The sequence below is a fragment of the Ruminococcus sp. OA3 genome, from assembly GCF_022440845.1.
GTDB lineage: Bacteria > Bacillota > Clostridia > Lachnospirales > Lachnospiraceae > Ruminococcus_G.
Window position 1 is genome coordinate 1,606,750 of the sequence record NZ_JAKNTO010000001.1, and the last position, 16,080, is coordinate 1,622,829.

A 16,080-nucleotide genomic window follows, 5' to 3' on the forward strand; every position below is an offset into this window, starting at 1 on the left:
ATTGAATGCGTTTCGGAATAAAAACATTAGATGAATATGATTTAAAAGGGAAGACAGTGCTCTGCCGTGTTGATATGAACCAGCCGGTCGACAAAGAGACCAATACGCTGAAGAGTATCAATCGTATAAAGGCCTGCGTTCCTACAATTAAAGAGATGGTGGACAAGGGTGCAAAAGTTGTACTGATGGCTCACCAGGGAAGTGATATCGAGTATAAAAACTTTTATACCACGGAACCTCATGCAAAGGTTTTGACCGAACTATTAGGTCAGCAGGTCAAATTTATTGATGACGTATGCGGACCGGCTGCCCGCAAAGCAATTGCCGATTTGCAGGAAGGAGAGATCCTTCTGCTGGACAACGTTCGTTTTGTCTCGGAGGAACAGACGTTGTTTGAATTGAAACTGAATCTGTCTCATGAGGAGCAGGCGCAGACCCTTATGGTGCGCAAGCTTGCTCCTCTGGGTGATCTCTATGTGTGCGATGCATTTGCAGCTGCACATCGCGATCAGCCGTCGCTGTGCGGCTTTGAACAGGTAATGCCGTCGGCAATGGGAAGGCTGTTCGAGGAAGAATACTGTGCAGTTTCCCAGGTCATGGAAACACCGGAACGTCCATGCGTGTTTGTGCTGGGCGGAGCGAAGATTTCTGATGCGTTTATGATGATGGAGACTGTTCTCAGCCGTGGGATTGCTGACAAGGTGCTGACAGGCGGACTCGTGGCAAATATCCTGCTGGCAGCGGCAGGTGAAGAAATCGGTAAAGGCAGTATGGACTTTATCGTAAAGTCCAACTACGCGGACTGGATCGAGAAAGCAAAACCTCTTTATGAACAGTATAAAGATAAAATTGTGCTTCCATGCGATCTCGCTTACGTAGAAGGCGGAGAAAGAAAAGAAGCAGGTGTTGGTTCGATACCGGCTCATGCAGGGCTTGTGGATATCGGACATAGAGCATCCGATGAGTATCAGAAGATTATTCTCGGTGCGAAGACTGTATGCGTAAACGGACCCATGGGGATCTTTGAAGAAGAGATCACCGAGTACGGGACGAAAATGGTTTGGGAAGCTCTGGCAAAAACAGAGGGCTATACTCTGATTGGCGGCGGCGACAGCGTAACCGCCACAGAGAAATATGATCTGAAAGATCAGATGTCCTATATCTGTACGGCAGGAGGCGCATTGATCAGATTTCTTTCGGGAGAAGAACTTCCGGTTGTAAAGGCGCTGCGCTATGCTGCAAAAACATTTGCTTAGGAGAATAATATGAAGTTAGAATTTGGTTTTGGAACTACGGTTCAGACGGTGGAGCTACCGGACGAGAACGTCATGGATGTGCTGCACGCAAACCAGGTTGAACATGAACTGATGGGTGAAGAGGAAGTGCGTCGGGCACTTTCTCAGCCTGTTGGCGCCCCGCTTCTTTCCGAAGTGGTAAAACCGGGTGAGAAAATTGCGATTGTTACCAGTGATATCACACGTCCGATGCCCACATATGTTGTGATGCCTCCACTTTTGGATGCGTTGTATGATGTGGGGATCAAAAAAGAGGATATTACGCTGGTATTTGCGCTTGGAAGCCACAGAATGCATACTCCGGAGGAGATGAAGAAACTGGCTGGAGAGCGTGCATATGAAGAAATCACCTGTATAGACGGTGATGCCACAGACTGTGTACATATGGGAACTACTTCACATGGTACCCCGGTCGATGTTGTGCGTGTTGTTGCAGAGGCGGACAGAAGAATCTGTCTGGGTAATATCGAATACCATTATTTTGCCGGGTACAGCGGGGGAGCTAAAGCTATCATGCCGGGCGTTTCCACCCGTGATGCGATTCAGTCCAACCACAGTCAGATGGTAAAACCGGAGGCTTGTGCAGGAAAACTGGAAGGCAATCCGGTTCGTGAAGATATTGAGGAGGCCGGACAGATCTGCGGTATTGATTATATCGTGAATGTTGTGCTGGACGAACATAAAAAAGTGATTATGGCTGCTGCCGGCGATGCTGTGAAAGCACACAGAGAGGCCTGCAGATTTCTGGATCAGATTTACAGAAAAGAGATTCCTGAGAGGGCTGATATCGTGCTGGTATCACAGGGCGGGGCTCCGAAGGACCTGAATCTGTATCAGACGCAGAAAGCGCTGGATAATGCAAAACATGCCGTCAGAAAAGGCGGAATTATTATATTGATCGGATCCTGTAAGGAGGGACTCGGTGAGCATGTATTTGAGGAGTGGATGACGAAATCCCCTTCAGCTCAGTCTATGATCCCCAGGATCCAGAAGGACTTTCAGCTGGGAGGACATAAGGCTGCTGCAATTGCCATGGTATTGGAAAACGCAGATATTTATCTTGTATCCGACCTGGAAGATGATTTTGTGCGCGGGATTTTCCTGGAGCCGAAAGCATCCGCACAGGAAGCGCTGGACTGTGCCTTTGAAAAGCTTGGAAAAGATGCCAAAGTACTGGCGATGCCGTACGGAGGTTCTACACTCCCTTTTGTAGCGGAGTAGAATAAACAATAAAAATAGGAGCGTATACAATTATGGATTATGCAAAAGAGTCCCTGAGACTCCATGATGAGTGGAAGGGAAAAATTGAAGTGATTTCAAGAGTGCCGGTAGCAACCAAAGACGATCTGTCTCTGGCATACACGCCGGGTGTTGCACAGCCGTGTCTGGAAATCCAGAAGGATGTGGATAAGAGCTACGACTACACAAGACGCCATAATATGTGTCTTGTTGTGACTGACGGCACTGCTGTTCTGGGACTGGGAGATATCGGACCTGAAGCAGGTATGCCGGTTATGGAAGGTAAATGCGTGCTGTTCAAGGCGTTCGGCGATGTAGATGCGTTTCCGCTGTGCATTAAGAGCAAAGATGTAGATGAGATTGTAAATACAATCTATATGATCTCAGGAAGTTTCGGCGGCGTTAACCTGGAAGACATTGCAGCTCCAAGATGTTTTGAGATTGAGAAAAAACTGAAAGAAAAATGTGATATTCCGATTTTCCATGATGATCAGCACGGTACGGCTGTCATTACACTTGCAGGCGTTAAAAATGCGCTGAAACTGGTAGGCAAAAAGATCGATGAGATCAAGGTTGTAGTCAACGGTGCAGGTGCTGCTGCAATTTCCATCACAAAACTGCTGCTTTCTGCAGGGGTGAAACATGCGGTTCTGTGCGACAGAAAAGGCGCGATCTACGAAGGAAGAACAGACGGCATGAATCCGGTCAAAGAAGAGATGGCGAAAATTACAAATGCCGAGAAAAAAGCAGGCACTCTGGCGGAAATGCTGGTTGGTGCGGACCTGTTCATCGGTGTAAGTGCACCGGGTATGGTTACGACAGATATGGTTAAGACCATGAATAAAGATGCGATCATTTTTGCATGTGCAAACCCGACTCCGGAGATCTTCCCGGATGATGCAAAAGCAGGCGGCGCACGGGTTATCGCGACAGGAAGAAGTGATTTCCCGAACCAGTGTAACAACGTACTCGCGTTCCCGGGGATTTTCCGCGGTACATTTGATGTGCGCGCAAGAGATATCAATGATGAGATGAAGATCGCCGCAGCAGATGCGATCGCAGGCCTGATCAGTGATGATGAGCTCAATGAAGAATACATTCTTCCGGCACCGTTTGATCCACGCGTTGGTAAAGCGGTAGCAGCAGCAGTGGCAGAAGCGGCAAGAAAATCTGGTGTAGCCAGGATATAAAAATTATGAGCGCGTAGCGGCGAATAATTTTGCTACGGATTGTCCTTTTGGACAAGCCGGTTCCATCAGGTACAAGCGCGTAGCGGCGAATAATTTTGCTACGGATTGTCCTTCTGGACAATCCGGTACCACCAGGTATGAGCGCGCAGCAGCGAATACAAATAAATGAATAATAGTTGAGGAGAAAAGAACATGGATGCTGAATTAAAGAAAAGCTTACAGAAGTTTGCAACCGAGATTCGTATCGGCACCGTTGAGTCTATCAAATCCCGTGGATTTGGTCATATCGGCGGAGCTTTAAGTGTATGTGATGCACTGGCTGTACTGTACGGATCACAGATGACGGTAGACCCGAAAAACCCAAAAATGCCGGAAAGGGACAAACTGGTTTGCTCCAAAGGCCATGCAGGTCCGGCTATATACGCAACACTGGCATTGAAAGGATTCTATCCTTATGAGGAGATTAAAACTCTGAATCAGCCTGGAACAAATTTCCCGAGCCACTGTGACTGCAAGAAGACACCTGGTATCGATATTACCACAGGTTCTCTCGGACAGGGTACTTCCCTGGCAGATGGTATTGCACTTGCTGATAAATTAAAAGGCAGAGACAGCCGTACTTTCCTGATCGTAGGTGATGGTGAAATCAATGAAGGACAGTGCTGGGAAGCGTTTATGTTTGCAGCAGCCAAGAAACTGTCCAATCTGGTTGTTCTGGTTGATAACAATAAGAAACAGCTGGACGGCTATGTTGCTGATGTACTGCCGACAGGAGATCTGGGTGCGAAAATGGCTGCATTCGGATTCGAGACTGTGACAGTAAACGGAAATGATGTTGAAGCTCTTTACGATGCACTGGAAAATACGAAAAAGGGCGGTGACAAGCCGTATGCCATCGTAATGGATACTGTAAAAGGTGCAGGTGTAAAAGAGATCGAAGAGACTATGGGCAATCATAGTATGGCTGTAGGCGCTGATAAGTTTGACGAATGGTTAAGCGAGTTAAATGAAAAACTTGCTGCTATGGCATAAGCGGAGGGAAAGAGATGAAGATAGTATATAATGGTGAAATGGAATCCCGCGCATTCAAGGATATTCTTGGAAAAGAGATTCCTGCATTAGCAGAAAAGGATCCTGACGTTATTTATCTGGATGCAGACCTTATGAGCTGTATCGGAACCGCAAAATGGGGCGCTGCCAATCCTGACAGAGCGATCAACTGCGGTATCGCAGAAGGCAACATGATGGGAGTCGCAGCTGGGCTGGCTTCTCAGGGATTTAAACCGATTGCACATACATTCGGACCGTTTGCATCCCGTCGTTGTTTCGACCAGGTATTCTTATCTGCAGGATACACAGGGAATGATATCACGGTAATCGGAACTGACGCAGGTATCTGTGCAGCTTTCAACGGTGGTACACATATGCCGTTTGAGGATATGGCACTGTACCGTGCGATCCCGACAGCTACTGTTATCGATATCGCGGATGCAAATCAGCTGACAAGCGTTCTGCATCAGGTAAACGATATTGAAGGCGTAAAATATATCCGCTGCGGACGTAAAATGGCTGCAAAAGTTTACGGAGACGGAGAAGAGATGCCGATCGGTAAAGGTATCACTCTGCGTGAAGGCAAAGACGCCGTTGTCTTTGCAACGGGTATCATGATTCATGAGGCATTCATGGCAGCTGAAGAGCTGGCAAAAGAGGGCGTTGAAATTGCCATCGTAGATATGTTTACGGTAAAACCTCTTGATAAAGAGTGCGCACTGAAGTATGCAAAAGAGACAGGTGCAGTTGTGACAGCAGAGAACCACAACAAAATCGGCGGTCTGTTCAGCGCTGTAACAGAAGCTCTGGCTACAGAAATGGAAGTTCCGGTCGAATACGTTGCAGTTGAAGATGTATACGGTGAAGTTGGTCCTCAGGATTATCTGAGAGAGAGATTTGACCTTACCTCTGATCATATCGTGAGAAAAGTAAAGAAAGCAATTTCCCGTAAGGCTAAATAAGAAAATACTTTTAGGAGGGTTTACCCAACATGATTATTATTGGTGAAAAAATAAACGGTTCCATTCCATCCATGGCAAAAGCAATCGCCGCACGTGATGAGGAATGGATCAAAGATATTGCAAAAAAAGAGGCAGAGGCGGGCGCAACATTTATCGATGTGTGTGCATCTGTTGACGAGGCAGTGGAAGTTGAGACGCTGAAATGGATGATCGGTCTCGTGGAGAGCGTGACGGATCTTCCGATCGCAGTGGACAGCCCGAGTGCAAAAGTGTTAAGTGAAGCATACAAGTGCTGCAGCAGACCGGGTATCATCAATTCCGTATCCATGGAAGGTGATAAGATTGATGAGCTGTTCCCGATCGTAGCGGCAAATCCGGGATGGGAAGTAGTCGCACTGCTGTGTGATGACACCGGAATCCCGCAGACAGCCGAGAAGAGACTGGAAGTATTCGGAAGGATCATGGAGAAAGCAAAAGAGTACAAGATCGATCCGAGCAGGATCCATATTGATCCATTGATCGAAATGCTGTGTACATCAGAGGACGGCATCGCAATGATCACAGAAGTGATCAGCACGATCCGCGCACAGTACCCGACCATACATATCACGGCGGCAGTCAGCAACATCTCCTTCAACCTGCCGGCAAGAAAACTGGTGAACTTAGGATTCACCGTACTTGCGATGAACGCAGGACTCGACAGCGCGATCCTTGATCCGCTGAACAGGGATATGATGGGACTCATCTATGCGACAGAGGCGCTTCTGGGACTGGATGATTACTGCATGGAATACATCGGAGCTTACAGGGAAGGTTTGATCGGACCGGTACAGAAAGCATAATAAAAAACATCAGTGGTGATGTAATCGGAGGATAAGTTTTGAGGAAGACTTATCCTTCGGTTTAAATATCAAAACATTATATGAAGAAGCGGAGGAATTTAACATGTCACCAAAAATTCAGGAAGTAGCAGATTTAGTAGCAAAGGGAAAAGCAAAATTAGTTGGACCGGCAGTACAGGCAGCATTGGATGATGGATGTGATCCTACAGAGATCCTGAACGGCGGAATGATCGATGCAATGGCAGTTGTCGGAGAGAAATTCAAAAACAACGAGATCTTCGTACCGGAGATGCTGGTAGCAGCAAGAGCAATGAAAAAAGGTGTAGAAGTACTGAAACCACACCTTTCAGCAGGAAGCACAGGGGCAATGGGAAAACTGATCATCGCGACAGTAGCAGGCGACCTTCATGATATCGGAAAGAACCTGGTAGCGATGATGATCGAAAGTGCAGGATTCGAAGTGATCGACCTCGGAGTAGACGTGCCGATCGAGAAAATCATCGAGTGCTACAAAGCAAACCCGGATACAAAGATCGTATGCCTGTCCGCACTGCTGACAACAACGATGCCGTCCATGAGAGACACCGTAGCAGCGCTGAACGAATCAGACTTCAGAAGCAACATCAAGATCATGGTAGGCGGAGCACCTATCACACAGGAATTTGCTGATGAAATCGGAGCAGATGGATATTCAGAGGATGCAGCTTCAGCAGCTACTCTTGCAAAAGAATTAGTAAAATAATTTAACTGAAAAAATAATCATCAAACCTTGGATGCCGCGACAATAAAAAGTCGCGGCATTTTTTTAAAATCTTATATTTTTTATCTGTTGAAATTATGAGAAAATATGGTATAATTTAATATAAATTCCAATAATTAAACCTATTTTTGCGGGGGGGGGGGGTATATTTGGATAAGTTTCAGATAAATGTGCCGTTGCAGGAGTTTGATGCCGAGCGTTGGGTAATGTCGGAGCGGGATGGTTATATGAGATTTATGACGCAGGATTCCAGCAATATTTCTGTCACAACCTGGAACCATCTGGCGGTCGGCATGCACAGTCATGCATTTTACGAGTTTGCACTGTTGACACAGGGAAGCTGTGTGCACAGTTATCAGGGGGTTGATGTACTTCTGATACCCGGAGACGTCTTTCTGATTGCTCCTCATGAGTTCCATGGGTATGTAACACAGATGCCGATTGAAATTATCAACTGTCAGTTTTATGGAGAGGGTTTAAATGATGAGTGCAGTCAGATGCTGGAAAAGGTCAGCGGTGAACGGAAAATCCCGTATGATAAGTTTGAACTGAAAAAACGCTGGAATGAGTTGCTGCAGAATGTTTCCGCTTATGCGGAAATTGCATGTGAGGGGCACGAACAGACACGACAGAATAATCTGAACAGACAGGGTGTCATTCACCTGGAGACAGAAGAACGACGGGATGCCGAGTATCTTTTGCAGCGGATGATGCGCGAGCAGCGCAAAAAAGAGCAGGGATTTGCAAATGTGAAATCAGCCTGCCTTCAGATGATTCTGGTAATGCTTCAGAGAATTCAGAAGAGACGTCTTCAGAAATTAACACAGCACCAGGATGACAAACGGGAACAGATTTTTCAGGTCATCGACTACATGGAAGAACATCTGGCTGAAAAAATAGACCTGACAGAGCTGGCTAAGAAGAGTTATTGGAGTGAAGGTTATTTCCGGGCGATATTTAAAGATGTGACCGGATTGGCACCGGTAGAATATCTTAACCGGCTCAGGATCGTAAAATCGCTTGAACACATGGAAAAGGATCATCTGATGATTTCGGAGGCAGCCGAAAAAGTGGGAATCTATGATCCCAGTTATTACAGCCGGCTGTTCAAAAAAGTGATTGGGTATTCGCCGCGTTATTTTAAGAGTATATAGTTGAGAGATGGAAGTGATGCAGATGAAGCATTGCTTCCATTTTTTATGCCCCGGGTTATTGACAAATGTGAATATCTGCAAAAAGTCCAAGTTAATCTTTGAAACGTCCTAAAAAAGCAAAAATTTAAATGATATACTTTATTTATTAGATAAATATGCATATTTAAAATAAAAGACAAAATATTCAGGGAGGAAAAACAGAATTGAAAAGAACAATTGCTTTTTTAGTTGAACCCAAAAGATTTGAACTGTTTGATGAGGAACTGCGTCAGATTGCCGATGATGAAATGCTGATTCAAACGATATCTTCCGGACTCTGTCATTCGGATGTGAACGTATATATGGGAAAAGCCAATATTATATACAATAAATATGGCAATATGTGCATGGGTGATATGCAATATCCGGTTGAATTTGGTCATGAACCGATAGGTATTGTCGTTGAGACGGGGAAGAATATCAAAAAATTTAAAAAAGGTGATTATGTGTCTGGCCCGACGCTTCTTCAGGGAGCTTTTGCAACTTATATTATCGTGAAAGAAGTGCAGATGGCAAGGATACCGGAGGGAACCAGAAACATTGAAAAATGTCTGGTGGAGCCGATGCAGTGCTGTGTGAATATCGTGCGGGCGGCGAACCCGCAGTTTTATGACACCTGTGCTGTCATCGGATGTGGAATTATGGGACTGATGACGATCGGAGGCTTAAAAAACAGTGGTGCGGGAGAGATCATAGCGATAGATTTTGATGACAGCAGGCTGGAGCATGCAAAAAAGCTCGGGGCTACGCTGCTGATCAATCCGAAGAAACAGGATCTGGATGAAATAATCTATGAAGTCACCAGGAATCGCGGTGTGGACGTTGTCATTGAGATTACCGGAAGCCTGGGGGGGCTTAAGACTGCATCCAAAATTGTACGAAATGCAGAATTTTTCGGATCACTGTCGGGCGGAAAAATTTTGATCCCCTCCATGTACGGAAAGACAGAAATGTGGGATGCAGAGACGGGTTATAACCTGATGATCAAATCCGCACAGCTTCATTCCGTCCATCCCTGGTATTCGCAGGATCTGGAGAGGGATCGGGAGATCGCGGTTCAGGCTTATATTGACGGTGTGATGCCGATCGATGAATATGTAACGCATGAATTTAAACTGGAGGATATCAATGAGGCATTCGAGGTTATGACCGGAAAGGATCCGGCTTACATAAAAGGTGCGATTCGATTCTAGTGTTTGAGGAGGGATAAGGTGGAGAAGAAAAAAACAGCTTTGGAGTTAAAAAGTATTTCCAAGTCATTCCCGGGCGTAAAAGCACTTGACGATGTCAGTTTCGCTGTGGAGGAGGGCAGTGTTCACATTCTGGTGGGGGAAAACGGTGCAGGGAAGTCTACGCTTATCAAAATTATTAATGGGATGTATACCGCAGATCAGGGGGAACTCTACGTATTCGGGGAAAAAATCACAACACATAATCCCAGGTATATGAAGGAAATCGGAATTGCGACGATTCACCAGGAGTTGAATCCGGTTCCGGATCTGACAATCGCAGAGAATATTTTCCTGGGTCGGATACCGACACGCGGTCCCAGAACAGTGGATAAAAAACGTATGGTGAAAGAGGCCCAAAAGCTTATCGACGAGCTTGGATTTCACTATGACGCGAGACGCATCATGCGGTCGCTCACGGTTTCAGATATGCAGATTATGGAGATCATCAAAGCCATTTCAGTCAATGCCAGGGTGATCATCATGGATGAACCGACATCTTCCATCACAGAATCAGAAGTCGCAGTTTTGCATGAACAGATACATAAGTTGAAAAAAATGGGAATCAGCATAATCTATATCTCCCACAAACTGGAGGAGATTAAACAGGTGGGGGACAGAGTGACAGTCATACGGGACGGCAAAGTGATATCTTCACATGGAGTCGATGAACTGACCACGGAGGAGATTATCACCAAAATGGTTGGGCGCAGGATGGATAATGTCTATCCGGTCAAAAACACCGGCATAGGGGAGAAACTTTTTGAAGTCAAAAACTTCACCCGGCATAAGGCATTTCAAAATGTGTCATTTACTTTGCACAGAGGTGAAATTCTGGGAATGGCAGGGCTCGTGGGGGCGGGACGTACAGAGGTGGTGAGGGCAATCTTCGGACTCGATCCGCATGAAACCGGGGAGGTCTATATCGATGGCAGGCAGGTCCGGATCAAAAAGGTATCGGATGCGATAAAGGAAGGGATCATCATGCTGTCGGAAGACAGAAAACTGGAAGGGCTTGTGCTGATCCGTTCGATTGCTGAAAATATCGGGCTGCCGAATCTGAAACGCTACAGTGGTTTTTTGCTCAACAAGAAACTGGAGCGGAAGGATGCGGAAGAGATGAAGAAAAAACTTGCGATCAAGACACCTACAATCCATACGGAGGCGCAGAGCCTTTCCGGTGGAAATCAGCAGAAAGTGGTTATTGCAAAATGGCTTCTTCAGAATCCGCTGGTCTTTATCATGGATGAGCCAACCCGGGGAATCGACGTTGGCGCCAAATATGAGATTTATAAGATTATGTGCGATTTAGCTGCACAGGGTGCAGGGGTCATCATGATCTCCTCGGAGCTTCCTGAAATCATCGGTGTGTGTGACCGGACGCTCGTTATGGCAGAAGGAAGAATAACCGGGGAGGTTGCACGGGTAGATTTCTCGCAGGAGAGAATTATGAGTTTTGCGTTAGGAGGAGCGGCGGTTCATGGAAAAGAGTAGAGAAAAAAAACAGTTTAGTATTGGTGAATTTTATAACAGATTTGGTATATTTCTTGTGTTCTTGCTGATGTTCATTATATTTTCGGTGTGGAACCGGTCGTTTTTGTCCGGAATGAATGTCAGAAACATATTGAGACAGATTGTTGTTATTACGATCATGGCCTGCGGTGAGCAGCTGATGATTATCTGCGGTATGATCGATCTCTCGGCTTCGCGTGTCCTAGCATGTGCCGGTACACTCTCAGCATACGTGGTCCTGGTAACCGGTAATCTGTTTCTGGCAATTGCCGTAGGTATACTGACAGGCTTTTTATTCGGGGCGTTCAACGGTTTTGTCATCACCGTTTTCGATATCCCGCCGTTTATCGGAACACTCGCATCAATGATGGTTGCAGAAGGTGCGATCATGGCGTTTACCGGTGGTCAGAACTATTCAAACCTGGGAGCTGCCTTCCAGTTCATCGGACAGGGGTATATCGGACCGATTCCATTTCCGGTATTTATCATGGCATTTATACTTTTAATTACATATTATATTCTTTCGTGGACCCCTATTGGACGCGCCATGTACGCTGTCGGCGGCAATACAGCTGCAGCGAGAGCTTCCGGGATCAACGTGCGTTTTACGAAGTTTTTTGCGGCTGCGTTTGCCGGAGTGATGTCAGGCATTGCAGGTATCGTGCTGATGTCCCGCATGAATTCCGGTCAGCCGGCCGCTGCCGAGAGCTATGAGATGGATGCCATCACGGCTGTTATCATCGGAGGTACCAGCATGTCAGGCGGCACGGGAACCATCGTAAACACAATTGTCGGTTCTCTGATCATCGGTGTTATCAAGAACTTTATGAACCTGCAGAATATCAATGCCTCCTATCAGAAAATTGTACTGGGCCTTCTGGTCATGCTGGCGGTTATCATTGATATTCAGGTCCGCAAATCAAGGTCGAAGGGGTAGAGAAGGTTACAAATTCAATTTATTTTACAAATAAAAAAACAGGAGGAAGACGAAAATGAAGAAACTTTTGGCAGTGCTTTTGACAATGGGACTGGTGCTGGGCATGACGGGGTGTTCTGGCGGCTCGGCAGGAACGGCGGGTGGTTCGCCAGGCGATGATCCGGCATTGAGTGAGGGGACGGAAGCGTCAGGCGGTGCAGGTAAGGTGGAGACAGATATTAAGGTTTCGGAGGACAAGATTCAGGCCGCATCGGAGGAGACACTCGGAGACTGGGAAGTAGCCTACACGGAGGAATATGCGCCCAGCGGAGAGGAAGAGTACACCTGGGGATTTATCGATATGGGCTTCGAGGACACATTTACAACGAAGATTCGAAATACGTTCGTGAGTTACTGTAAGAAAAATTTTCCGAATGTGAAGGTCCTGGAGGCGGATGGCGAACTGGATCCCAATGTTCAGCTTCAGCTTGCTGAGAACTTTATCGCCCAGGGTGTTGACTGTATTATCATCATACCTCAGGATGCAGATGGATGTGTAGGGGTGGTGGATACCTGTATGGCAGAGGGGATGCCGCTTGTCTGTCTGAATTCAGTCATTCACAGTGACCATCTGGAAAAAGAAATTGGTTATGTCGGATCTTCCAATTATGAGGCAGGTAAGCTTCAGGCTGAATGGCTTATTGAAAATGTGGATGATACAGAACCGGTGGTCATGTGCTACCAGAAAGGTTCTGACGGTTACGATCACTCCGCGCAGCGGCACAACGGACTTTTTGAGACGCTCGATGCAGCAGGTTATAACTATGACCTCAAAGCCGTGCTGATCTCTGAATATATGAGAGATATTGCGATGACAAACGCTGAGGACTGGATCACATCTTTTGGCGATGAAGTACAGGTTATCCCCTGCTGCAATGACGAGAGTGCGATGGGTACACTTCAGGCCTACCAGGCGGCAGGGCTTGCCGACAAAGTAAAAATACTGGGTATTGATGCGAATCAGGACTGTCTGAAAGAAGTGAAGGCAGGCAACGTTGCCTGTACCGTATTTCAGAATGCCATGGGTCAGGCAAAATGGGGTGCCATCTCCGCATATGATGCATGTGTGAACAACAAGAAAGAAACGGTCAGCTTTTCGATTCCGTTCGAGACGGTTGACGCAAAAAATGTTGATGAGTATCTGGATTAATTGCTGGCAGTAAGCCAACTGGTTTGGTAAAATAAAAGACACAGCTTCCTGCAGGGGGAGTTGTGTCTTTTGAATACTATACGTTGATGGATAAATAAAAGCGGAGTGATGAAAAATGGATGTACGGGACGAAAATGGCTGGATGGTACCCTGTCATGGCGGTTATCTGGAATTTCCCAGGCAGGACAGCAGCGGAATTGCCGTGACGGTATGGAATCATATGATTTCTGTGAAACCACATCGACATAACTTTTTAGAATTTGCACTGATTACCAAGGGATACTGCATTCATGTATACAAGGGTGTTCAGGTCCCGCTGATTCCGGGAGATGTATTTCTGATTGAGCCCGGTGAGGAACACAGCTATGAGATTCAGGCTCCGATTGAACTGATCAACTGTCAGTTTTTTTCGGAGGAGCTGAGCCGGGAATGCAATGAGATGCTGGAAGGTGTGAAACAAAGAACCAATACCGTTTATGAAAAACGGGAAATACAGAACAGGTGGAATGAGCTGATTCAGGGGTTATCTGACTCGGAGGAGGACTTTAGCTTTCAGTCCCGGCAGAGTAATCTGAACCGTCAGGGGATTATCCATCTGAAAATGCAGGAGCGCAGGGAGATTGAATATCTTCTGAACAGTATGATGGAAGAACAGGAGAAACGTGAGGAAGGGATGGAGCATATCAAGACTGCCTGTCTTCAGATGATTCTCGTGAAATTCAGGAGGATTCAAAGGCGTCAGCTCGAGCAGAGCAGTTATCACAAGGACTGCCGAAAAGAAAAGGTTTATGAGATACTGGCTTACATGGAGACGCATATAGCGGAAGAGCTGGATTTCAGGCAGATGGCGGACAACGCTTGCTGGAGTGTTGGATATTTCCGATCGGTATTCAAGGACGTGACGGGGCTTACTCCTACTGAATACATGAACAGGCTGAGAATCCTGAAGTCGTTGGAATATATGCAGAAAGAGAACTTAAATGTATCGGAGGCAGCTGAACGTGTCGGATATTACGATCCTGCATATTACAGCCGGCTGTTTAAAAAGATCATGGGGTATTCGCCGAGATATTTTAAAAAATAGTAACCTCGAGAAGACCTCGCCAACTATTTTTTATGCATCGCACGTAAGCGACCAAAAATGGTCGCTAAATGCTCGTAGCGATAAAAAATAGTAACCCGAGAGAAATCTGTGTTTTGTCCAAGTTTTAATCCGCGGTGTCCTAACATTTTCATATCCGTCTGTGCTATGCTATGATGCATAGGAGCTGTGGTGCAATCAACATACAATGTAAGGAGGAAATGTATAATGTTGAAAAACGATATTCAGGTACTGAGGAACCTGGCGAATGAACTGGCGGAACTGTCGACGCTTCCCATTATGAAAGAGAGAAAACAGCAGTGGTACAATCTGAATGCCCGGAAAGTTGACAAGCCAATGTTTTTAATGGGAGAATTCCCGTGGAATGAGATGAATGTAAATGATGAACTGACGCTTCGGTGTGAGGATCCTTTTTATCAGGAAATGGAGACCACACTCAGGCAGCTTCTGTACCGGCATAAACACATTCAGGATGATTGGGTATACGAACCTTTCATCTACATACCAAAAGTAATTCGCGGCCTGAATTTTGGTCTGGATATCATCGAAGAAAAACTGACCAGGGATGACGGGAACGTGGTAGAAGCGCATTCTTATGTAAGCCAGCTGCAGGACTGGGACGATATTGAAAAGATTAAGGTTCCGGATTTTTATCTGGATGAAGAGGAGACAAAACGCAGGGAAGAGATGGCGAATGAGGCGGTCGGAGATATCCTGAAAGTCATCATGGACGGCCCGGAATATGAATACCGCCCGTGGGATCATTTTATGGAGTGGTCGGATATCGATACGCTGTACGATAAAATGTTGTTTGATGAGGACTGGGTACATGCGCTGATGCGTAAAACTATTGATGTTCATCTGGAGACGATCAACAGGCTTAAGGATATGGATTGCCTGATGCGTCAGCAGCAGGTGGTTCACTGCACTGGTGCATGGACAGATCTGCTGCCGGAGAATCCGGAAAAACCGGAGTTGAAGGATGTATGGACATATGGTATGGCACAGATTCTGTATACTGTATCGCCGGAAATGCACAATGAATTTGAATTCCAGTATGCCGGCGAGTGGTATGATAAGTTTGGTCTTGGCTACTATGGGTGCTGTGAACCTCTGGATGACCGTATGGAATATGTGAAACAGATCAAAGGAATCCACAAGATTTCAGTCAGTGCCTGGGTTAAGGATTTTGAACGGATCGCGGAGGAAATGGAAGGAAACTATGTATACTCAAATAAACCGGCTCCGGCTCTTGTGGCTGCACCGAACTGGAACCCGGAAACAGTCGAGGAAGATCTTCGTACGCGCCTGAATGCCGCACAGAAATATCATTGTCCGGTTGAGTTCACCTTAAAGGATATTTCTACAATCTGTTATGAACCGCAGCGTCTCACAAAATGGTCTGAGATCATGAGAAAAGTAATCGGATAATCTTCGTCAAATTTTATAAAAAAGCAGGTCAGAACTTATGCATAATTCTGAACTGCTTTTTTTGTGTGCAAAAGGAGTTGGGAAAACCTAAAAAAAATGATAGGATTCACAAAAAGGCTGTAGTGCATCGTATCGTGGTTTGTGCTATA

General features: G+C 46.1%; 14 protein-coding genes. All 14 read left to right on the plus strand.

Translation table 11 applies throughout. The annotated features are described in order from the left end of the window. Positions 1–5: 5 nt before the first annotated feature. The 14 genes from MCG98_RS07275 to MCG98_RS07340 all read left to right on the plus strand — a co-directional run bounded on the left by MCG98_RS07275 (position 6) and on the right by MCG98_RS07340 (position 15,931). A complete protein-coding gene (locus tag MCG98_RS07275; RefSeq protein ID WP_240286124.1) occupies positions 6–1,256 on the plus strand; it encodes a phosphoglycerate kinase in 1,251 nt (416 codons plus the stop codon). 9 nt (positions 1,257–1,265) lie between these two features. Continuing rightward, positions 1,266–2,516 (plus strand): nickel-dependent lactate racemase, encoded by a 1,251-nt coding sequence (gene larA, locus MCG98_RS07280; protein WP_240301374.1) that lies wholly within the window; start codon positions 1,266–1,268, stop codon positions 2,514–2,516. Positions 2,517–2,548: 32 nt separating this feature from the next. Beyond that, on the plus strand, positions 2,549–3,724 hold the full coding sequence (locus MCG98_RS07285) for a malic enzyme-like NAD(P)-binding protein (protein WP_240301375.1): 1,176 nt from the start codon (positions 2,549–2,551) through the stop codon (positions 3,722–3,724). A 192-nt stretch (positions 3,725–3,916) separates the two neighbouring features. Continuing rightward, positions 3,917–4,756, plus strand: coding sequence for a transketolase (locus tag MCG98_RS07290; RefSeq protein WP_240288944.1), 840 nt, complete (start codon positions 3,917–3,919; stop codon positions 4,754–4,756). 14 nt (positions 4,757–4,770) lie between these two features. Then, positions 4,771–5,736, plus strand: a complete 966-nt coding sequence (locus MCG98_RS07295; protein ID WP_240288943.1) for a transketolase C-terminal domain-containing protein — start codon at positions 4,771–4,773, stop codon at positions 5,734–5,736. Positions 5,737–5,765: 29 nt separating this feature from the next. Beyond that, the gene (locus MCG98_RS07300) at positions 5,766–6,578 is read left to right on the plus strand and encodes a methyltetrahydrofolate cobalamin methyltransferase (RefSeq protein WP_240288942.1); all 813 of its coding nucleotides are present in this window, start codon (positions 5,766–5,768) and stop codon (positions 6,576–6,578) included. 103 nt (positions 6,579–6,681) lie between these two features. Then, positions 6,682–7,320, plus strand: a complete 639-nt coding sequence (locus MCG98_RS07305) for a corrinoid protein (protein WP_240288941.1) — start codon at positions 6,682–6,684, stop codon at positions 7,318–7,320. A gap of 167 nt (positions 7,321–7,487) precedes the next feature. Continuing rightward, positions 7,488–8,492 (plus strand): AraC family transcriptional regulator, encoded by a 1,005-nt coding sequence (locus tag MCG98_RS07310; protein WP_240288940.1) that lies wholly within the window; start codon positions 7,488–7,490, stop codon positions 8,490–8,492. A 203-nt stretch (positions 8,493–8,695) separates the two neighbouring features. Beyond that, entirely contained in the window at positions 8,696–9,724 is a 1,029-nt protein-coding gene (locus MCG98_RS07315) for a zinc-binding dehydrogenase (protein ID WP_240288939.1), read from the plus strand. Between the two features lie 18 nt (positions 9,725–9,742). Next, a complete protein-coding gene (locus tag MCG98_RS07320; RefSeq protein ID WP_240288938.1) occupies positions 9,743–11,254 on the plus strand; it encodes a sugar ABC transporter ATP-binding protein in 1,512 nt (503 codons plus the stop codon). Next, positions 11,241–12,209: an ABC transporter permease gene (locus MCG98_RS07325; protein ID WP_240288937.1), complete on the plus strand. Its 969-nt coding sequence runs from the start codon at positions 11,241–11,243 to the stop codon at positions 12,207–12,209. Before MCG98_RS07320 ends, MCG98_RS07325 begins: the two co-directional genes overlap by 14 nt. 55 nt (positions 12,210–12,264) lie before the next feature. Then, positions 12,265–13,398: a sugar ABC transporter substrate-binding protein gene (locus MCG98_RS07330; protein WP_240301376.1), complete on the plus strand. Its 1,134-nt coding sequence runs from the start codon at positions 12,265–12,267 to the stop codon at positions 13,396–13,398. A 115-nt stretch (positions 13,399–13,513) separates the two neighbouring features. Beyond that, complete coding sequence (locus MCG98_RS07335; protein WP_240301377.1) at positions 13,514–14,482, plus strand: AraC family transcriptional regulator; 969 nt, start codon at positions 13,514–13,516, stop codon at positions 14,480–14,482. 225 nt (positions 14,483–14,707) lie between these two features. Next, positions 14,708–15,931, plus strand: coding sequence for a hypothetical protein (locus MCG98_RS07340; protein ID WP_240301378.1), 1,224 nt, complete (start codon positions 14,708–14,710; stop codon positions 15,929–15,931). Positions 15,932–16,080 lie beyond the last annotated feature (149 nt).

Coding starts and splice junctions, on each gene's coding strand:
- MCG98_RS07275 (WP_240286124.1), top strand. CDS start 6: ATGCGTTTCGGAATAAAAACATTAGATGAATATGATTTAAAAGGGAAG.
- larA (WP_240301374.1), top strand. CDS start 1,266: ATGAAGTTAGAATTTGGTTTTGGAACTACGGTTCAGACGGTGGAGCTA.
- MCG98_RS07285 (WP_240301375.1), top strand. CDS start 2,549: ATGGATTATGCAAAAGAGTCCCTGAGACTCCATGATGAGTGGAAGGGA.
- MCG98_RS07290 (WP_240288944.1), top strand. CDS start 3,917: ATGGATGCTGAATTAAAGAAAAGCTTACAGAAGTTTGCAACCGAGATT.
- MCG98_RS07295 (WP_240288943.1), top strand. CDS start 4,771: ATGAAGATAGTATATAATGGTGAAATGGAATCCCGCGCATTCAAGGAT.
- MCG98_RS07300 (WP_240288942.1), top strand. CDS start 5,766: ATGATTATTATTGGTGAAAAAATAAACGGTTCCATTCCATCCATGGCA.
- MCG98_RS07305 (WP_240288941.1), top strand. CDS start 6,682: ATGTCACCAAAAATTCAGGAAGTAGCAGATTTAGTAGCAAAGGGAAAA.
- MCG98_RS07325 (WP_240288937.1), top strand. CDS start 11,241: ATGGAAAAGAGTAGAGAAAAAAAACAGTTTAGTATTGGTGAATTTTAT.
- MCG98_RS07330 (WP_240301376.1), top strand. CDS start 12,265: ATGAAGAAACTTTTGGCAGTGCTTTTGACAATGGGACTGGTGCTGGGC.
- MCG98_RS07335 (WP_240301377.1), top strand. CDS start 13,514: ATGGATGTACGGGACGAAAATGGCTGGATGGTACCCTGTCATGGCGGT.
- MCG98_RS07340 (WP_240301378.1), top strand. CDS start 14,708: ATGTTGAAAAACGATATTCAGGTACTGAGGAACCTGGCGAATGAACTG.